Raw genomic sequence first — 18,687 nt, 5'->3', positions numbered from 1 at the left:
CCCGGTCACGTGCGGCGGCTCGGGGCCGCCGCGCCACCGGAAACGGGAGAGGTGGACGGCGTGAAGCCGTCCACCTCTCCCGTCGTCGTGCGGCCGTCGGTCAGGAGTCGACGGAGGTCTTGTCCGACGTTCCGGTCGCGGCCGCTTCCCGCTTCTTGTTGGCGATCAGGCTGGTGATCGTCGTGATGAGGAGCACACCACCGATGACCGACAGCGAGAAGGCGATCGAGATCTCGGGCACGTGCACCCCGTTCTCGTGCAGGGCGTGCAGCACCAGCTTGACGCCGATGAAGCCGAGGATGACGGACAGCCCGTAGCTCAGGTGGACCAGCTTCTTCAGCAGTCCGCCGATCAGGAAGTACAGCTGGCGCAGACCCATCAGCGCGAAGGCGTTCGCGGTGAAGACGATGTACGGGTCCTGGGTGAGGCCGAAGATCGCGGGGATCGAGTCCAGCGCGAACAGCACGTCGGTGGTGCCGATGGCCAGCATGACGACCATCAGCGGCGTCATGACGCGCTTGCCGTGCTTCTGGACGAAGAGCTTGGTGCCGCTGTACTTGTCGTCGACGCCGAAGCGCTTCTCGGCGGCCTTCAGGAGGCGGTTCTCCTCCCACTCCTCGTCGTCCTGGTCGGCCCGCGCCTCCTTGATCAGCTTCCACGCGGTGTAGATCAGGAACGCGCCGAAGATGTAGAAGACCCACGAGAAGTTGGCGATGACCGCGGCGCCGGCGGCGATGAAGATCGCACGCAGGACCAGGGCGATCAGCACGCCGATGAGGAGCACCCGCTGCTGGAGGTGCGTCGGCACGGAGAACTTCGCCATGATCAGGACGAAGACGAAGAGGTTGTCGACGCTGAGGGACTTCTCGGTGACGAAGCCCGCGAAGAACTCGGCGGACGCCTGGCTCGTGCCGAAGACCAGCAGGCCGAGGCCGAAGAGGATGGCCAGGGCGATCCAGACGGCCGTCCAGGTTCCGGCTTCCTTGATCGAAACGTCGTGGGGCTTGCGCCCGATGAAGAAGTCTACACCGATCAGGGCGGCGAGGCCCAGAACGGTGAAGACCCACGTGCTCGTTGAAACGTCCACTGCGCCTCCGGCAGATAGCTACGGCAACTCAATCAGCGTCGTCGCTGCCGGAGGTCTCCTCCACCCGGGCCGCCCTCTGGCGCGCGCCGGGCCGATGCCCCGGGACCGAGGACGGTCCGTATTGACGGGTACATCGCAGGCCGGGAGTACTCCCCTCCGCTCCGCCGAGAGTACCGGTAGTACCAAGAAAAGGTAAAGCGATCAATGAACCTGCCCTGAAGATGCAGGTCAGGGCGCTTTACCGGCGCTTGAAGCTCAGCGCCCCAAGGCGCGCCGCGCCGCCGCGACCTGGCTCAGCACGTTCCACAGCACCTGACTGCCGGGCGGCGCGAGCAGCGGTTCGTACGTCCAGGCGTGGCCCACCCAGGGGTCGGCCAGGTGCTCGTCGGGCACCGGGGTGAGTCGCAGCAGCGAACGCCACAGCGGGTCGAGCACCGGCCCGTATCCGCTCGCGTCCTCGCGGTCGGCCACCATCATGAGGTGTACGCCGACGGACGGGCCCTCGTCCGCGAGGTAGCGGAGCTGCGTGACGGCCCGGTCGTCGAAGCCGTGCGGGAAGTCGTTGACGATCAGCAGCTGCTCCGCGGTGTCCACGTGCGGCGGCAGCGCGTCGGCGGCGCGGGCCCTGATCGCCATCTGGACCAGGTCCACCCGCTCGGTGAGCCCGGCCAGGACGGTCGCCACTCCCTGGGCTCCGGCCGCGGGCGGTGAGGCCAGCACTCCGGACTTCACCAGCGGGGCGAGCGCGGCGGAGGCGGAACCCGCCGGATCGATGACGTGCACCGTGAACTCCCCGGCCGGGTAGGCGCCGAGCAGCCGCGCCGCGTGGGCGACGGCGGTGTCCATGGACTGACGGCGCAACCGCTCGGTGTCCATCGCCATCGCGGCCTCGGAACCGGTCCGTCCGCTGTCGATCCACAGGCCCCGTTCCAGCGGGAGCCGGACGAGGAGCGGAATGTGCAGGTCGGGTCGCTCGGGCAGGTGCAGGTCGCCGATGCGCAGCGCCATCGGCATCTCCATGGGGACCCGGTAGGCGTGCCAGGCCGGGTTGTCCCAGCGGGCGAACGACGGCGGCAGCGCGGGTTCGACGACCTCCGACTCGGCGATCAGCTGGGCCAGGTCGCGGTCCAGGACGGCGCGGGCCTGCTCGACGAGCCGGTCGCGCTTGGTGCGGGCGCTCTCGCGGGCGAGGTCGCCGGTTCCGCCGATGCGGCTCCGGGGGTCGGAGAGGACCTTGTCGAGCTCCTGCTCCATGCGTGACTCGGCGAAGTCGACGGCACTGCGGTAGGCGGCGGCGCTGCGGGCCAGGTCCTCGAACATGCCCCAGACCTGGTTGTAGAGGCGTTCGTCCATGGACCAGCCGGCGGCGTCGCCCGCGACGGGGCGCGGGGGCTGCCCGGACTGCCCCGGCGGGGGCGGCGGGGACTGGGACGGTGGTGCGGGCCGGGACGGGGCCGGCGGCGCGGGCGGGGGCGCGGCGGCCTTCCTGCGGCCGGGGTGGCTGTAGTCGACGGGCCCGCTGCCCCGCGGTGACGGGGCGGGCGTGACCGCGGCGGGGGGCACGGCTCCGGCCGCGGGCTGCCCACCGGTCGGGCCCCCGGGAGCGGCGGGCGGGGCGGCGGGGGTGGCGGGCGTCCCGGTGGTGCCGGCGGCGGGGTCCGCGGTGGCGCCACCGGAAGGCACGGCCGGGCCGCCGGTGGGGTCGCCGCCCGCGGCCGGGTGACGTACCGCGTCCTGGCGGGCGGGGTGGGTCCGGTGCCGGGCCCGGTCACCCTCCGCCGCACGGGGCGGGGGCGCCGCCACCGAACGGGCCAGACCCTTGCCGACGGCGTCCTGGATGCCCGCGGCCAGCTCGTGGGCCTGCGGGAGGCCCTGGTCGGCGAGCAGTTCGGCGAGGCCGCCCGCGTACCCCTGGCCGACGGCCCGGACCTTCCAGGCGTCGCCCCTGCGGTAGAGCTCCAGGGCGACGACGGCGGACTCGGCGTCCAGCCCGGTGAGCGTGAAGGTGGCGATCTCGGCGCCGTCCAGCGCGGTCACGGCTACGAAGGGAGCGGCAACCGCGCCGAAGCGGGTGGGAAAACCGGCCGCGACGGGCAGGGCGAGCAGTACGTGCACCCGGTGCGCGGCCTCGGGCAGCGCCTCCAGGTCGACGGCGAGCCGGTGGTCGGCCGCGGCCTGCCGGGACACCTCCAGACCGGGGAGGTGCGGCGTGCCCGGATGGGCGACCCATTCGACGCCCCGTACGGTGCCGTGCTCGTCGCCGAGCGTGGCTCCGGCGACGACCGGCTGACCGGCCGAGATCCGGACCTCCAGACGGGCCCGGGGCAAGGGGTGGTTCTGTCCCCGGACCAGTTCGGCCGTCATCGCCTGTCTCCCCCACGTCGGTCGTGCGCCTGTCACGCCTGCCGGTGCTGCGTGCCTGCTGTGTCTACGCGTGCGCCTGCCGCGTGCTTGTGGGACACGGCAGCTCCCGGGGCTGCCGCCTCCGGGAGCTGCGGTGCTGCCGCGGTCGTCCGAGGGCTACAGCTGCGGCAGGATCGACGGCATCAGATCCTGGAAGGTGCGGCCGTTGGCCGGGTTCCCGAGGGCCGTCATCTGCCAGCCCGCACCCGCGCGGTGCACCTTCGCCATGATCTGGGCGGTGTACTGGCCGCCGCCGTCGAGGGTGTAGCGGGCCAGTTCCTGGCCGTTGGTCTCGTCCACGATGCGGCAGAACGCGTTCTGCACTTCCTGGAAGGTCTGGCCGGTGAACGAGTTCACCGTGAAGACGATCTGGTCGATGTGCACCGGGACGCGCTGGAGGTCCACCAGGATCGACTCGTCGTCGCCGCCCTGGCCCGCGCCGCCGACCAGGTTGTCCCCGGTGTGCTTGACCGAACCGTCGTCGCTGACGAGGTGACGGAAGAAGACGACGTCCACCGGCTGCTTGTCGGCGAACAGCACCGCCGACGCGTCGAGGTCGACCTCGCGGGTGCGCGAGCCGAACAGACCACGGCGCGGGGCCGCCTGCCAGCCGAGCCCCATCCGCACTGCGGTCAGGGTCCCTCCGTCGCTCTTTTGCAGGTTGATGGCCTGACCCTTGGTCATGTTGACCGTCACGCGCTACCCCTCTCCACAGACCCCACCACCGCCCGTGTGTGCGGTTGTCAGCACCCTATGCAGTGACCGGCGAGGGGTCGCGACCCCGGTGCGTTTTGTGTCGTTCCTGCAACACTCGGCGGCTCAGCCACCTCGTCCCGCACCGGAGTTCGCGCTCCGTCGCGCACCTCAGGCCTGTCCCGCCTCCTTCATCATCCGCAGCTCCTTCTTGAGTTCGCCGACCTCGTCCCGCAGCCGGGCCGCCACTTCGAACTGCAGCTCGGCGGCCGCCGCCCGCATCCGCGCGGTCATCTCCTCGATCTGCTGGGCCAGCTCGGCCGCCGGGCGGTCGGTGAGGACCTCGGCGCCCTTGCCCCTGGCCGCCTTCGCCGCCTTGCCGCCGAGCGCCGGGACCGGAGCCTTGGCGTCCTTGCCCGCCTTCGGCTTGCGGTAGTCGGTGCCGAGCAGTGCCTCGGTGTCGACCTCTTCGCGGGCGATGGTCGCGACGATGTCGTTGATCTTCTTGCGGAGCGGCTGCGGGTCGATGCCCCGCTCCTTGTTGTAGGCCACCTGCTTCTCGCGGCGGCGGTTGGTCTCCTCGATGGCCTTCTCCATCGCCGGGGTGATCCGGTCCGCGTACATGTGGACCTCGCCGGAGACGTTGCGCGCCGCGCGGCCGATGGTCTGGATCAGGGAGGTGCCGGAGCGCAGGAAGCCCTCCTTGTCCGCGTCGAGGATCGCCACCAGCGACACCTCGGGCAGGTCGAGGCCCTCGCGGAGCAGGTTGATGCCGACCAGCACGTCGTACTCACCGGCCCGGAGCTCGCGCAGCAGCTCGATGCGGCGCAGCGTGTCCACGTCGCTGTGCAGGTAGCGGACCTGGATGCCCAGTTCCAGGAAGTAGTCGGTGAGGTCCTCGGCCATCTTCTTGGTGAGCGTGGTGACCAGGACGCGCTCGTCCTTCTCGGTGCGCTTGCGGATCTCGTGCACCAGGTCGTCGATCTGACCCTCGGTCGACTTGACGACGACCTGCGGGTCGACGAGTCCGGTCGGGCGGATGATCTGCTCGACGAAGCCGTCGCCGCGGGAGAGTTCGTACGTGCCGGGAGTGGCGGACAGGTAGACGGTCTGCCCGATCCGCTTCTGGAACTCCTCCCACTTCAGGGGCCGGTTGTCCATCGCCGACGGCAGCCGGAAGCCGTGGTCGACCAGGGTGCGCTTGCGGGAGGCGTCGCCTTCGTACATCGCGCCGATCTGCGGGACGGTGACGTGCGACTCGTCGAGGACGAGCAGGAAGTCCTCGGGGAAGTAGTCCAGGAGGGTGTGCGGGGCGGTGCCGGGTGCGCGGTCGTCGAAGTGCATCGAGTAGTTCTCGACGCCGGAGCAGCTGCCGATCTCACGGAGCATCTCCAGGTCGTACGAGGTGCGCATGCGCAGCCGTTGGGCCTCCAGCATCTTGCCCTGCTTCTCCAGCTCGGCGAGACGCTCGGCCAGCTCCTTCTCGATGCCGTTGATCGCCTTCTCCATCCGCTCCGGTCCTGCCACGTAGTGGCTGGCGGGGAAGACGTAGAGGCTCTGGTCCTCGCTGATGACCTCGCCGGTGAGCGGGTGCAGCGTGGACAGGGCCTCGATCTCGTCGCCGAACATCTCGATGCGGACGGCCAGTTCCTCGTACACGGGGAAGATCTCGATGGTGTCGCCGCGCACCCGGAAGGAGCCGCGGGTGAACGCGACGTCGTTGCGGTTGTACTGGATGTCGACGAAGCGGCGCAGCAGCGCGTCGCGGTCGATCTCCTCGCCGACCTTGAGGGAGACCATGCGGTCCACGTACTCCTGCGGCGTGCCCAGGCCGTAGATGCAGGAGACGGAGGCGACCACGACGACGTCGCGGCGGGTGAGCAGCGAGTTCGTCGCGGAGTGGCGCAGCCGCTCGACCTCCTCGTTGATCGAGGAGTCCTTCTCGATGTAGGTGTCCGACTGCGGGACGTACGCCTCGGGCTGGTAGTAGTCGTAGTACGAGACGAAGTACTCGACGGCGTTGTTCGGCAGCAGCTCGCGGAACTCGTTCGCCAGCTGGGCGGCGAGGGTCTTGTTGGGTGCCATGACGAGCGTCGGGCGCTGGAGCTTCTCGATCATCCAGGCAGTCGTCGCGGACTTGCCCGTGCCGGTCGCACCCAGCAGGACAACATCCTTCTCACCTGCGCGAATGCGCTTCTCCAGCTCGGCGATGGCCGCCGGCTGGTCACCGCTGGGCTGGTAGGGGCTGACGACCTCGAAGGGCGCCACCGTACGTTCGATCTTGGAAACGGGCCGCATGCATCCACCGTACGACCCACCACTGACACTCACGTCCCGGTCGCCCTCTCCCCCTTCCCGGCGCGGCCTGCGCCCCTGCCTCCTCCCGGCCGCGGTCCGCGTCCACGCGGGCGGCGGCCTGTACCGGTTCTGTCACGGTGCGTGTTCCGGCCCCGTGGCGCGTCGTTCACCGCGTGGCCATTCCTCGCCTTTTTCGCGTTGGCGCGTCCCTGTCACGCTCTGGCCGTCCGTGACTTCCGGCTCCAAGGAGAACCCAGTGCACGTACGTACCGTCGCTGTCGCCCTGACCGCTCTCGTCGGCGGCGCTGCGCCACTCACCCTGCCCGGCGCCGCGCACGCCGCCGACCGCACGGCGCCCGACCGCACGGCGCCCGCCCGTACCGCCTCCGCCTCGGTTTCCGGCGTCGGCGGGCCCGTCATGATCGCGCACCGGGGCGCTTCCGGACAGGCCCCGGAGAACACCCTGGCCGCGGTCGACGCGGCGAAGCGGATGGGCGTCGTCTGGGTGGAGAACGACGTCCAGCGCACCAAGGACGGCGAGCTGGTCGTCGTCCACGACGACAACCTGGCGCGCACCACGAACGTCGAGCAGGTCTTCCCCGGACGTGCGCCGTGGAAGGTCAAGGACTTCACCGCCGCCGAGATCCGCAGGCTCGACGCCGGCAGCTGGTTCGGTCCCGCGCACAGGGGAGCCCGCGTGCCGACGCTGAAGCAGTACGTGAACCGGATCGAGAAGCACCGGCAGAAGCTGTTGATGGAGATCAAGAACCCGGCCCTGTACCCGGGCATCGAGAAGGACATCGTGCGGGTGCTCCGCAAGGAGGGCTGGCTGGACCGCTCCCACGTGCGCAGCAGGCTGGTCGTGCAGAGCTTCAGCGCACCGAGCCTGCGTGCCGTGCACACCCTGCGGCCCGACGTGACCACCGGGTTCCTCGGCACGCCGGCCGTCGCCGACCTGCCCCGGTACGCCGCGTACACCGACCAGATCAACCCGCAGCACGGGACGATCAATGCGGCCTACGTGGCGGCCGTGCACCGGCTCAAGGGCGCCCACGGCAAGCGGCTGCGGGTCAACACCTGGACCGTCGACGACGCGGTGAACGCGAAGAAGGTCCGGGGCTACGGCGTGGACGGGATCATCACGAACAGGCCCGACGTAGTGCGGGCCGCGCTGCGACGCTGAACAGGGCCTTTCCACGGTTCGCGGCCCGTTGTCAGTGCCCGGCCGTACGGTGGTGGGCGTGAACAGCACCGCACCACGCGCACGTTGTGTCGAGTGGGCCGTCGTCGGCAGCGACATCGGCCCGCTCCTGCTGGCCGCGACCGGAGCGGGCCTGGTGCAGGTGGCCTTCCACGCGGAGGAGAAGGTCCGCGGACGAGCCCTGGAGCAGTTGGCGTCCCAGCTGGGCGCACAGCTCGTCGCGGCGCCCGCGGATCCGCTCCCCGCGTCGAGCCCGCTGGCCGAACCCGTCCGGCAGTTCGCCGGCTACTTCGCGGGCACGCTGCGGCGGTTCTCCCTCCCCCTGGACTGGTCACTGACCTCGGGCTTCCACCGCCAGGTCCTGCGCGAGCTGAACGACTCCGTGCCGTACGGAAGCGTCGTCGGGTACGGCGAGCTGGCCGCCCGGGTCGGACAGCCGGGCGGGGCCCAGGCCGTCGGGGCCGCCATGGGAGCCAACCCGCTCCCCGTGGTGGTGCCGTGCCACCGGGTGGTGGAGAGCGACGGAGGGCTCGGCGGATTCGGCGGAGGGCTGGAGACCAAGCGGATGCTGCTGGCTCTGGAGGGGGTGCTGCCGCCACCTCTGTTCTGAGCGGGCGACGCCTCCGGATCCCTTACCCACATGCCCCGTGGGGGTATCGGATGGCACACTGCCGCTGTGACCACCACATGTGACCCGTACATACCCTGTGCGGCCCGCGCCGTCCCGCCTCCCGCACGCCGCCGCACCCCGGCCCACGACGGAAGGGCGTGCACGCAGTGAGCACCACCGACAGGAACGACCAGCCGGACGGCAGCGCGCCCGCTCCCGTGCCCCCGCCGACGCCCGCGTCCGTCGCGGCGGTGACCGCGGCCGAGTTGCCCGCCTTGCAACGCCGCACCACCGCCGTGCTCGTCGTGAGCCAGATCCTGGGCGGTCTCGGCGTACCGATCGGCATCACGCTCGCTCCCGTGCTGGCCACCGAGATCAGCGGCACCGAGGCGGTCTCCGGACTGGCCCCGACCGCGTCCGTCGTCGGCACCGCCCTGCTGTCGGTGCCGCTCGCCTCGCTGATGACCTCGCGCGGCCGACGGCCGGGCCTGGTGCTGGCGTACCTGATCGGGGCCCTCGGAGCGGCGCTCGTGGTGGTGGCCGCGCTCACGGACAACTTCCCGCTGTTGCTGGTCGGCATGGCCGGATTCGGCGCCGCCTCCTCCGCCAACTTGCAGGCCCGGTTCGCCGCGGCCGACCTGGCGGCACCCGACCGACGGGCCCGGTCGATCTCCACGGTGGTCTGGGCGACCACCATCGGCGCCGTCCTCGGGCCGAACATCGCGGCCCCGGCGGGCCGGGTCTTCGCCGACACCTCCATACCCCTGACGGCCGCCCCGTTCCTCTGGGCGGCCGTCATCTTCCTCCTCACGGGAGTGCTCGTCGCCGTGCTGCTGCGCCCGGACCCGCTGCTCACCGCACGGGCACTGGCCCCGCGGGAGGAGCAGTCGGCCGCGAGCCGGTCCCTGCGGGCGGGCCTCGCCGCGGTGAAGGCTTCGCCGCGCGCCCGGCTCGCACTGGTCACGGTCGCGGTCTCGCACACCACGATGGTGTCGATCATGACGATGACGCCCGTCCACCTCGGCCACCACGGCGCGGGACTGGAACTGGTCGGGCTCGTCATCAGCGGCCACATCGCCGGGATGTACGCGTTCTCGCCGGTCATGGGCTGGCTGTCGGACCGGCTCGGCCGCCTGTCGGTCATCGGACTGGCCGCGGGCCTGCTGTCGCTCGCCGCGTTCCTCGCGGGCACCTCGGGCGGCAGCCACGGGCAGACCGCCGCAGGTCTGTTCGTCCTGGGCCTCGGCTGGTCCGCCGGGCTGGTCTCCGGCTCCGCGCTGCTCACGGATTCCGTGCCGCAGCCCGCCCGCGCCGCGGTGCAGGGCCTGTCCGACCTGACGATGAACTCGGCGGCGGCCGTCGGCGGCGCGGCCGCCGGTCTGATCGTCGCGCAGGCCGGTTACGGCTGGCTGAACGCAGCCGGGGCCCTCCTGCTGCTGCCGATGGCCGCGCTGGCCCTCTTCACCGGTCGGACGAGCCCGAAAGAAGCCGCACTCGCCGTCAAAGGCTGATGTGGTACGCCTTGCGCAGCGTCTCGTGCACCGTCCAGGTCGTACGGTCGCCCTCGCGCAGCACGCAGGCGTCGCCGGGGCCGACCCGCAGGGTCGCGCCGCCCTCCACCTCGACGGTGGCGCGCCCGCTGACCACCACGAACAGCTCGTTGGCCTCGGTGTCGGTGACGACGCCGGGCGTGATCTGCCAGATCCCGCGCAGCTGCTTGCCGTCCGGCGACTCCCAGAGCACCTTGCCGGTGACCACGGGGTCCCCCGAGACGATCTGCTCCGGGTCCAGCGGCTCGACCTCCAGCGCGGCGTCCGGAATGTGCACGGAGAAGGAGGCCGGGGCGGCCGGGACCTGATCAATTGTCGTCATGGCCGGTCACCTTAGCGGTGCCTCACCGGGCAGCTACGGCCAGCCTCGGAGCACCCCGTTCGAAAACGTCGTCCGCGACAGCGCGTGCCCCGGCGAACAAGGGGCACAGGAAGGGCACAACGCCGACCGAGAGCCGTCGGCCGAGAGCTACAGCCAGGGAGCTGCTGTCATGGAGATTTCGGGCATTATCAGCGCGATCGTCATCGGCATCGTCATCGGTGTGCTCGGCAGGCTGGTGGTACCGGGCCGTCAGAAGATCGGCATCCTGTGGACCATCGCGGTGGGCATCCTCGCGGCGTTCGCGGGCAGCGCGCTCGCGAACGCGCTCGGTGTGAAGGACACCAACGGCATCGACTGGATCGAATGGCTGATCCAGATCGGCCTCGCCGCGATCGGTGTCCTCGCCGTGGTCAAGCTCAAGACGGGGAACCGGAGCAGTACCCGCCGGTAGAGCAGCCGCTTCCCTCACACCACGTCCGTCCCCCTCGGCCTCCGTGCGCGCCGCTGCGCCCGGAGGCCGACCGCTGTCGCCGTCCGCATCCGGCCGCCGCACACCGATACGTCATGGCGGACCCGCGCTCCGGTTGCGGCACCTCGTGCGAAGCGGCGTCGGCCCGCGGCCGGGACCGGGGCCGGGCGGGCGCTCACTTCCCGTCGTCCGGGAGCCCGGTCCAGGCCGGATGCCGGGCGTCGTCGGCCCGTACGACGACGTCGGCGGCGTCCGAGGGCCCGACCTCCTCCTCGTACCGGGCGAACGCGGGCAGCGTCCACCGTGCGTCCTCGGCGGTACGACGGGCCAGAGCCCCCGCCGACAGCCTCACGTGCACCGACAGGTCGAACGGGAACCAGCGCCCGAGCAGCAACGGTCCGTGCACCAACAGCACACCACCCGGCGGGAGCTGCTCGTGACGACTACGGGTCGCCCGGTCGGTCACCGGGTCCCACAGGTCGGGCAGCACCCGCCCGGTACCCCCGGGCTCCAGCGGCCCGAAGACCTCGCGCCACAGCGCCCCGGTGTCGAACCACCCGTCGAAGTACGTGTCCGGGTCCTGCTTCCCGTACTCGAAACGCAACGAGGCAGACCGCAGGAACCCCTCGGTGTCGGCCACGTGGACTGCCCGGCCACGCTCCCGCAACGCCTCGGCGAGCAACCCGGCCGCCTCTCCGGTACGGGCGGCGGGCGCCCCGTCCACACCGACCTTCAGCCACGGGCTGCCGTCGGCGGGAACAAGGCCGTCGAGGTGCCGGGCCAGCCGTCCGGCGAGACGTCCCCAGGTGATCGGTCGAAGCTCCACCCGCCCATCATCGCCGCGGGAAACCCACCGCGCCAAAACCGCGCCGCCCCGCCCCGCGATTGTGCGCGCTCCCCCGGCGGTACATCACCCCTATGACCCTCGTCGTGGTCGAACCGCTGAAACGCCGCCACTGCGCGGAGTGCCACCGGGGCCCGCTTCCCCTCCTCGTCCTCGAATTCAACGCCCCGCGCTGCCTTGTCTGCGCCGATCTGAGCCATCTCGTCCTGCTCCCGCGCGGCAACACGGCGCTCACCCGCCGCGCCCGCGAGGGCAGTTCGCTGTGGGCGGTGGTCGTGCGCTACCACAGGCGCCGCAAGCGGTATGAGCGCCAGGGCCTCCTCGTGGAGGAGGAGGCCCTGGCGCGCGCCGAGTCGGCCTGCCTCGCCGACGCCGACGCACGGGCCCGCCGCCGTGCCCGCGACGCCGCCCGTCGCGCCACCGAGGACACTCGTCTCACCGCGGCCCTCACCGCCGCCGTCCGCACCCTCTTCCCCGGCTGTCCTCCCGAACGCGCCCGCACCATCGCCGCGCACACCGCGCAGCGCGGCAGCGGCCGCGTCGGCCGCAGCGCCGCGGGCCGCACCCTGGACACGGACGCCGTCACCGCGGCGGTACGCGCCTCCGTACGGCACGAGGACACCCCGTACGACCGGCTCCTCATGGCGGGCGTACCCCGACACGAGGCACGAACCCGCGTGGCGGGGACGATCGAGGCGACGCTGGAGGGGTGGCGGAGGGTGCCGCAGGTACGGGAGTGACCCGCGGACGGAGTGCAGAACGGGGTCCCGAAGGCACGTGTTTCGGCCACGACGCCGCTTGCGCCCCCGCTCTGTCAGGGCGCCATCAGACGGGCGAGCACGGCCACGGGATCGCCCCCCGCCGTTCCAGCCGGCCACCAGTCGTCCGCGCCGTCGGACTCGTAGCCGTACCAGAGGCCGTCGCGGCCGTAGCGGAGCTGGAAGCGGTCGGCGGTGAGGTGGTTGTGCCACGGGCGGAGGTCCGGATGGCCCACGGCGAGCAGGGTGGAGCGGGCGCGGTCGAAGGGTCCGGCGGGCGGGTCCCAGAAGTCGTCGAGCACGGAGAGTGCCGTGGGGCCGCCCTGCCGCCACGCCGCGACGGCCTTGGCCAGGTCGGTGGGGGTGCGGCCGAGGGCACGGGTGAGGGAGGTGTAGAGCTGGCGGGTCGCGGCGGTGAGGCCCGAGCCGGGCTGGGCCGCGGCGATGCGCACCGCGTCCTGCCAGGGGGTGAGGCCGGCGATCGGGTCGGTGCCGGTGGTGAGGAGCGCATGGGCGCGAAGCGCCGCGTCCGTTGCCAGGTGGTCGAGGGTGAGCGGGTCGGGGGCGTCCCGGGTGTGCGGGTACGAGGGCGGGGTGCCGGGGTGCGGCGGGAGCGGGAGCGTATCGGGGAGCACGCCGAGGGGGCGGCGCGCGAGGGCTTCGCGGGCCGGGAGCGCCGGGGCGGGTGCGGGCGCGCGGGTGGCGGTCGCGGTGTGGGCGGCGTTGCGGCGGGAAAGGGCGTCGAGGATCTCGCGCTCGTCGCGGCCGCGGAGGAGGAAGACGACGAAGGGGTCCTCGTCGAGCAGGCGGGCCAGCTGGTAGCAGAGGGCCGCCGCGTGCTTGCAGGGACGGCCGGCGTCCGGGCAGGTGCAGGTGGGCAGCAGGTCGCCCGCCGTGGCGGGGAGCAGCGGCGTGCCGGCGAGGCGTGAGAGGGGATCGAGGAGCGCCTGCGGCATCGTCTTGGCGAGCAGTGCTTCAAGGTGTGCGGGGTCCTCGGCGGCTGCGTCGAGGAAGTCGTCCCAGTCCTCGTCGGCGAGGGTGCGCAGGCGGATGTCCGCACGGTAGGGACGGGCCCGGCTGCCGCGTACGTACGCCACGACGCGCCCCGGGGTCACGGTGATCGTGTCGACGTGCCCCGCGTCGGCGTACGCCCGGCCGCGCGCGAGGCGGGCCGGGTCGAGGGAGAGCGCTTCGAGGGCGTCCACCCAGGCACGCCCCCACCAGGTGGTGGCCGGTCCGGTGGCCTCGGGGGTGGGCGGGAAGGTGCGGCGCCGGTCGGCCGCGGGGGCGCTGGCGTGGGCTCCGGGCGTGGTGCGGGGCGTCATGACTCCCTCCCGGCCGAAGCACTGAACGGAGCGGGGCGGTCGGCGTCCGCAGCATGGCGGGCAGCGGCAGGATGGCGGGCATGACGTGCGGCGGCCTCAGGGCGGGCACGCGGCGCGGTGGCGTCGGGGCGGTCCTGGCACGGGACGGGGCGGGGCGCGCGGCGGGCACCACACGCGGTGGCACCGGGGCGGCCCTGGCACGAGACGGGGCAGGGCACGCGGCGGGCCGTCATGACGGTCTCCTGAGCGACACCAGGTCCGCGAGTTCGCGGTCGCTGAGTTCGGTGAGGGCGGCCTCGCCCGTGCCGAGGATCGCGTCCGCCAACGAGCGTTTCGCGGTGAGGAGTTCGGCGATGCGGTCCTCGACCGTGCCCTCCGCGATCAGGCGGTGGACCTGTACGGGCTGGGTCTGGCCGATGCGGTACGCGCGGTCCGTTGCCTGTTCCTCGACGGCCGGGTTCCACCAGCGGTCGAAGTGCACGACGTGTGCGGCGCGGGTGAGGTTGAGGCCGGTGCCCGCCGCCTTGAGGGACAGCAGGAACACCGGGACCTCGCCGGACTGGAAGCGGTCGACCATCTCCTCGCGCTGCGCCACCGGCGTTCCGCCGTGCAGGAGTTGGGAGGGGATCGCGCGGGCGGTCAGGTGCTGCGACAGGAGTCGGGCCATGGACACGTACTGGGTGAAGACCAGTACGGAGTCCTCCTCGGCGAGGATCGTGTCGAGGAGTTCGTCGAGGAGGGCGAGCTTGCCCGAGCGGGCGGTGAGCCGGGCGGGGCCCTGCTTCGGGCCGCCCTCCTTGAGGTACTGCGCGGGGTGGTTGCAGATCTGTTTGAGGGACGTGAGCAGTTTCATGATCAGGCCGCGCCTGGCGATGCCCTCGGACGACTCGATCGCGGCCATCGTCTCGTTCACCGCCGCCTGGTAGAGCGCGGCCTGCTCGCGGGTGAGCGGGACGGGGTGGTCGGTCTCGGTCTTGGGCGGCAGTTCGGGGGCGATGCCCGGGTCGGACTTCTTGCGGCGCAGGAGGAAGGGGCGGACCAGCCGGGAGAGCCGTTCCACCGCTTCGGGATCCTCGCCGCTCTCGACGGCGCGGGCGTGCCGGGCGCGGAAGGTGGTGAGCGGGCCGAGCAGGCCGGGGGTGGTCCAGTCGAGCAGGGCCCAGAGTTCGGAGAGGTTGTTCTCGACCGGGGTGCCGGTGAGGGCGATCCGGGCGGGGGCCGGGATCGTGCGCAGGGCCTTGGCGGTGGTGGAGCGGGGGTTCTTCAGATGCTGGGCCTCGTCGGCGACGATCATTCCCCAGGTGTGGGTGGCGAGTTCGGGTGCGCTGGTGCGCATCGTGCCGTACGTGGTGAGGACGAAGCCGCCGTCGAGACCGGAAAGGTTGCGGCCCGTGCCGTGGAAGCGGCGGACCGCCACTCCGGGAGCGAACCGTTCGATCTCGCGCTGCCAGTTGCCGAGGAGGGAGGCGGGACAGACCACGAGGGTGGGGGCGGCCTGCGCGCCCGAGGCCGCGCCCGTGCGGTGCAGGTGGAGGGCGATGACGGTGATCGTCTTGCCGAGACCCATGTCGTCGGCGAGACAGCCGCCCAGGCCGAGCGAGGTCATCAGGTCGAGCCAGGCCAGTCCGCGAAGCTGGTAGTCGCGGAGGGTGGCGTGCAGGCCGGGCGGCTGCGGGACGGTGTCCGCGCCGCCGCGTGCGAGGCGGTCGCGGAGGGCTGCCAGCGCCCCGGCCGGTACCGCCTCCACCTGTTCGCCGTCGATCTCCGCCGTGCCGGTGAGTGCGACGGTGAGCGCGTCGGCAGGGTCAAGCAGCCCCAACTGCCGTTTGCGGGCCTTGCGTACGAGAGCGGGGTCGACCACCACCCACTGGTCGCGCAGCCTTACCACCGGCCGGTGCTCCTCGACCAGTGCGTCCATCTCCGCCTCGGTGAGTTCCTCGCCGCCCACCGCCAACTGCCAGCTGAACGCGAAGAGGTGGTCCGCCTCGAAGAAGGGTGTGCCGTCGGTCGCCGAGCCCGGTGCGGGGCGCACCACGGCGGTGGCGGTGAGCGTACGGGCCAGCTCGCGCGGCCAGTGGACACTGACCCCTGCCGCTTCCAGCCGGTGCGCGGCGGGGCCCAGCAGGTCGTACAACTCGTCGTCGGACAGGGGCAGTACGTCGGGGACGGGCTGTTCCAGGAGGCGGGCGAGGGGCGGCCAGACGCGGGCGGCGCGGCGCAGGGCGAGAACGGTGTCGATACGGGCCCGCGGGCCGAAGTGGTCGCCGCCCCCGCCGTCCCAGAGGTCCGCGACGTCGACGAGGTGGGTGGGGTCGGCGAGGCTGTGGGCCTGGACGACGGCGGCGCCCGCGCGGCGTGCGCCCGCCTCGGCGTCCTCCTCGCGCGGGTCGAAGAGACTGTGCACCGGGAGGTCGAGCCGGAGCGAGACCCGGACCCCGGCGTCCGCGCCCGCCGCCACATCGGCGGACCATTCCCGCAGGCCCGGCAGGTGCTGGGCGGCGCGTGCGGCGAAGGGGGCACCGAAGGCGTAGGCCGCCGCCGGGGTGCGGGGCAGGGTGTCGGCAGCGGCGTCGACGAACGACCGCACGAGGTGGGCCGGGTCGGGGACGTGGAGGGGCTTGCGGTCCGGGACCGGGACCGCGTATCCCTCGGGTGGCATGGCGGCGGCGATGGCCCGCAGGTGTGCGATGTCGGCGGCCTCCGGCGGTCCGGCGCGCCAGGCGTCGTGATCCGTGGCCGTGAGTCCGGGCAGCAGCAGACCCCGCGCGACCAGGTGCAGGGCGTGCCGGGCGGCGGCGCCCCAGCAGCGGGCGGCGGGGTGCGCGTCGGGGTCGTGCCGGGCGGCGACCAGGAGCGGGAGCGCGTCCGCGAGGGGGAGGATGCGGGCGGGGACCCTACGGGAGCGGGGGACGGAGCCGTGCAGCCGGACGACGGTGATCTCGTCGAGGGAGCCACCGATGCCGCCGGATCCACCGGCCTCGCCGGGGCCGGTCGGGACGGGGGCGGCCGGGGCGGGGGCGGCCGGCTCCGGCAGCTCCGTGCCGTCCGGGGCCCACAGGGCGATCCGGGCGTCCCTCGGCAGGGGTGCGGGAAGGTAGAGCGCGGCGAGGTGCCGGGGCAGTCGCAGGGGTGTGGAAGGTGCTCCGCCCATCGTGCCGCCGCCTCCCTTCCGGTCCGGATCTGCGCAGGTGGGCGCAGGTTCTCCGCGTGGACCTGTGAGTCTACGGGCGGGGTCTGACAGTCGGGGTTGGGGCGCGGGACGTCGGGCTCGCGGCGGGACGCCCTGGACGCTGTCCGTACCGGCGGAAGACGTCAACTTCCCCGCGTCGCCCGTTCCTCCAGCTGCCGCCACATCTTCCGGACCTGAGGCTCCAGCGCCTCCAGCGGCCCGTCGTTGTCGATCACCAGGTCGGCGACGGCGAGGCGCTGCTCGCGGGTGGCCTGGGCCGCCATCCGGCCGCGCGCATCGACCTCGCTCGTTCCCCGCAGCCGCACCAGCCGGTCCAGCTGGGTGTCCGGCGACGCGTCCACGACCACCACGAGGTCGTACAGCGGCGCGAGCCCGTTCTCCGTCAGCAGGGGCACGTCGTGGACGACGACGGCGTCGGCCGGGGCCGCCCGCTCCAGTTCCGCCGAGCGGGCTCCGACCAGCGGGTGCACGATCCCGTTGAGGATCTTCAGCTTCTTGGGGTCGGCGAAGACGATGGCGCCCAGCGCGGGCCGGTCCAGCGTGCCGTCCGCAGCGAGGACTCCCTCGCCGAACGCCGCCACCACGGCGTCGAGCCCGGGGGTTCCGGGCTCGACGACCTCACGTGCGATCTTGTCCGCGTCGACGACGACCGCGCCGTACGACGCGAGCAGCCGCGACACCTCACTCTTGCCGGCGCCGATACCACCGGTCAGGCCTACTTTCAGCATGACCGGAAGCCTAGGCCGCCCTCCTGGGCCCTCAGAGGTCGCCCTCCCGCTCGGCGAGGAACTTCTCGAATTCCAGGCCGATCTCCTCGGCCGACGGCAGGTCCTTGGCCTCCGCGACGAGGCTGCCGCGCGTCTCCGCGCCCGCCACCGCGTCGTACTGGTGCTCAAGTCCCTGGACCAGCGCGACCAGTTCCTCGTCGCCCTCGCCGACCTGGCGGTCGATCTCGTCCTGGGTGCGCCGCGCCTCCGTGCGCAGTGCGTGCACCACCGACGGCAGCACCAGTCCGGTCGCCGCCGTGATCGTCTCCAGGACGGTCAGCGCCGAGTCCGGGTAGGCCGAGCGGGCCACGTAGTGCGGTACGTGGGCGGCGACGCCGAGCACGTCGTGCCCCGCCTCGGAGAGCCGGTACTCCACCAGCGACTCCGCCGAGCCGGGCACCTGCGCCTCGTCGAAGGGGCTGCGGTGCCCCGGCACCAGGTCCGTGCGGTTGCCGTGCGGGGTGAGCCCGACCGGGCGGGTGTGCGGGACGCCCATGGGTATCCCGTGGAAGTTCACCGCCAGCCGCACTCCGAGCCGCTCCACGATCTGCTGCACGGCGGCCGTAAACCGCTCCCACTCCACGTCCGGTTCGGGGCCCGAGAGCAGCAGGAACGGGGCGCCCGTGGCGTCCTGCACGAGACGCACTTCGAGCGCGGGCGTCTCGTAGTGCGCCCACCGGTCCCGCTTGAAGGTGAGCAGCGGGCGGCGAGCCCGGTAGTCCACCAGCCTGTCGTGGTCGAAGCGGGCCACCACCTGGTGCGGCAGTGTGTCCAGGAGCTTCTCGACGATCTGGCCGCCGGTCTCCCCCGCGTCGATATAGCCGTCGAAGTGGTAGAGCATGACCAGTCCGGCCGACTCCTGGGCCAGCGCCATGTCGACGACGGCCAGCCCCTTCGGCTCCCATGCGTACAAACCCTGCGGATCAAGCACGATTCCCGCTACCTCCTCGCGTTTCACAGAGAAGAACGTGCCGGGCGGCGCAGGCATTCCCGGGCGCCGCCCCCTCCCTCGTACGAGTGGACCGGCCAACCTGCGGGAACCGTGAGCGAGTTGCGCCGGCAAGCGCCGGACATGCGGCGAGGCCCGCTCCCCCGAAGGGGAACGGGCCTCGTCGTTCAGCCTGTTCAGCTGCCTGCCGTCAACCCGGGTGGGGGCGGACGGCCACGCGA

15 protein-coding genes are annotated in these 18,687 nt (G+C 72.4%); 5 read left to right on the top strand and 10 right to left on the bottom strand.

The genetic code is table 11. The annotated features are described in order from the left end of the window. Positions 1-100: 100 nt before the first annotated feature. The 4 genes from ACQPZG_RS26275 to uvrB form a co-directional block, all read right to left on the bottom strand. On the bottom strand, positions 101-1,087 hold the full coding sequence (locus ACQPZG_RS26275; RefSeq protein ID WP_433548183.1) for a TerC family protein: 987 nt from the start codon (positions 1,085-1,087) through the stop codon (positions 101-103). A gap of 255 nt (positions 1,088-1,342) precedes the next feature. Then, positions 1,343-3,451, bottom strand: coding sequence for a TerD family protein (locus ACQPZG_RS26270; protein WP_433548182.1), 2,109 nt, complete (start codon positions 3,449-3,451; stop codon positions 1,343-1,345). A gap of 156 nt (positions 3,452-3,607) precedes the next feature. Further along, positions 3,608-4,186 carry a TerD family protein gene (locus ACQPZG_RS26265; protein ID WP_185025515.1) on the bottom strand — a complete coding sequence of 193 codons (579 nt, stop codon included), beginning with the start codon at positions 4,184-4,186 and terminating at the stop codon, positions 3,608-3,610. 168 nt (positions 4,187-4,354) lie between these two features. Then, complete coding sequence (gene uvrB / locus ACQPZG_RS26260; RefSeq protein ID WP_433548181.1) at positions 4,355-6,481, bottom strand: excinuclease ABC subunit UvrB; 2,127 nt, start codon at positions 6,479-6,481, stop codon at positions 4,355-4,357. A gap of 256 nt (positions 6,482-6,737) precedes the next feature. On the opposite strand from uvrB, the gene ACQPZG_RS26255 reads away from it, so the two are divergent. The 3 genes from ACQPZG_RS26255 (at position 6,738) to ACQPZG_RS26245 (ending at position 9,803) form a co-directional block, all read left to right on the top strand. Further along, on the top strand, positions 6,738-7,664 hold the full coding sequence (locus tag ACQPZG_RS26255; RefSeq protein WP_433548180.1) for a glycerophosphodiester phosphodiesterase: 927 nt from the start codon (positions 6,738-6,740) through the stop codon (positions 7,662-7,664). A 34-nt stretch (positions 7,665-7,698) separates the two neighbouring features. After that, on the top strand, positions 7,699-8,292 hold the full coding sequence (locus tag ACQPZG_RS26250; protein WP_433549554.1) for a methylated-DNA--[protein]-cysteine S-methyltransferase: 594 nt from the start codon (positions 7,699-7,701) through the stop codon (positions 8,290-8,292). 218 nt (positions 8,293-8,510) lie between these two features. Then, complete coding sequence (locus ACQPZG_RS26245) at positions 8,511-9,803, top strand: MFS transporter (RefSeq protein WP_433549553.1); 1,293 nt, start codon at positions 8,511-8,513, stop codon at positions 9,801-9,803. Here the strand turns inward: ACQPZG_RS26245 and ACQPZG_RS26240 are convergent. Next, positions 9,793-10,164, bottom strand: coding sequence for a cupin domain-containing protein (locus ACQPZG_RS26240; protein ID WP_433548179.1), 372 nt, complete (start codon positions 10,162-10,164; stop codon positions 9,793-9,795). The genes ACQPZG_RS26245 and ACQPZG_RS26240 overlap by 11 nt on opposite strands. A 169-nt stretch (positions 10,165-10,333) precedes the next feature. Here ACQPZG_RS26240 and ACQPZG_RS26235 point away from each other — a divergent pair, with 169 nt between their 5' ends. Beyond that, the gene (locus ACQPZG_RS26235; protein ID WP_433548178.1) at positions 10,334-10,615 is read left to right on the top strand and encodes a GlsB/YeaQ/YmgE family stress response membrane protein; all 282 of its coding nucleotides are present in this window, start codon (positions 10,334-10,336) and stop codon (positions 10,613-10,615) included. Between the two features lie 193 nt (positions 10,616-10,808). On the opposite strand, the gene ACQPZG_RS26230 is transcribed toward ACQPZG_RS26235, so the two are convergent. Beyond that, the gene (locus ACQPZG_RS26230; protein WP_433548177.1) at positions 10,809-11,459 is read right to left on the bottom strand and encodes a uridine kinase; all 651 of its coding nucleotides are present in this window, start codon (positions 11,457-11,459) and stop codon (positions 10,809-10,811) included. A gap of 92 nt (positions 11,460-11,551) precedes the next feature. Between ACQPZG_RS26230 and ACQPZG_RS26225 the strand changes: the two genes are divergently transcribed. After that, positions 11,552-12,217, top strand: a complete 666-nt coding sequence (locus tag ACQPZG_RS26225) for a DUF2293 domain-containing protein (RefSeq protein WP_433548176.1) — start codon at positions 11,552-11,554, stop codon at positions 12,215-12,217. Positions 12,218-12,291: 74 nt separating this feature from the next. Here the strand turns inward: ACQPZG_RS26225 and ACQPZG_RS26220 are convergent, their stop codons facing one another. The 4 genes from ACQPZG_RS26220 to ACQPZG_RS26205 form a co-directional block, all read right to left on the bottom strand. After that, the gene (locus tag ACQPZG_RS26220) at positions 12,292-13,560 is read right to left on the bottom strand and encodes an SWIM zinc finger family protein (RefSeq protein ID WP_433548175.1); all 1,269 of its coding nucleotides are present in this window, start codon (positions 13,558-13,560) and stop codon (positions 12,292-12,294) included. 229 nt (positions 13,561-13,789) lie between these two features. Next, positions 13,790-16,711 carry a DEAD/DEAH box helicase gene (locus tag ACQPZG_RS26215; RefSeq protein ID WP_433548174.1) on the bottom strand — a complete coding sequence of 974 codons (2,922 nt, stop codon included), beginning with the start codon at positions 16,709-16,711 and terminating at the stop codon, positions 13,790-13,792. Between the two features lie 161 nt (positions 16,712-16,872). After that, positions 16,873-17,478, bottom strand: coding sequence for a dephospho-CoA kinase (gene coaE / locus ACQPZG_RS26210; RefSeq protein ID WP_433548173.1), 606 nt, complete (start codon positions 17,476-17,478; stop codon positions 16,873-16,875). Between the two features lie 31 nt (positions 17,479-17,509). After that, positions 17,510-18,448: a PAC2 family protein gene (locus ACQPZG_RS26205; protein ID WP_433548172.1), complete on the bottom strand. Its 939-nt coding sequence runs from the start codon at positions 18,446-18,448 to the stop codon at positions 17,510-17,512. Positions 18,449-18,687: the final 239 nt, after the last annotated feature.

Source organism: Streptomyces sp. CA-294286, assembly GCF_050947155.1.
Taxonomy (GTDB): domain Bacteria; phylum Actinomycetota; class Actinomycetes; order Streptomycetales; family Streptomycetaceae; genus Streptomyces.
This window is presented reverse-complemented; position numbering and strand designations above follow the sequence as displayed.

Excerpts from the sequence above, each read along its gene's own strand:
- ACQPZG_RS26270 (WP_433548182.1), bottom strand. The coding sequence starts at position 3,451 with ATGACGGCCGAACTGGTCCGGGGACAGAACCACCCCTTGCCCCGGGCC.
- uvrB (WP_433548181.1), bottom strand. The coding sequence starts at position 6,481 with ATGCGGCCCGTTTCCAAGATCGAACGTACGGTGGCGCCCTTCGAGGTC.
- ACQPZG_RS26240 (WP_433548179.1), bottom strand. The coding sequence starts at position 10,164 with ATGACGACAATTGATCAGGTCCCGGCCGCCCCGGCCTCCTTCTCCGTG.
- ACQPZG_RS26235 (WP_433548178.1), top strand. The coding sequence starts at position 10,334 with ATGGAGATTTCGGGCATTATCAGCGCGATCGTCATCGGCATCGTCATC.
- ACQPZG_RS26225 (WP_433548176.1), top strand. The coding sequence starts at position 11,552 with ATGACCCTCGTCGTGGTCGAACCGCTGAAACGCCGCCACTGCGCGGAG.
- ACQPZG_RS26220 (WP_433548175.1), bottom strand. The coding sequence starts at position 13,560 with ATGACGCCCCGCACCACGCCCGGAGCCCACGCCAGCGCCCCCGCGGCC.
- ACQPZG_RS26215 (WP_433548174.1), bottom strand. The coding sequence starts at position 16,711 with ATGGGCGGAGCACCTTCCACACCCCTGCGACTGCCCCGGCACCTCGCC.
- coaE (WP_433548173.1), bottom strand. The coding sequence starts at position 17,478 with ATGCTGAAAGTAGGCCTGACCGGTGGTATCGGCGCCGGCAAGAGTGAG.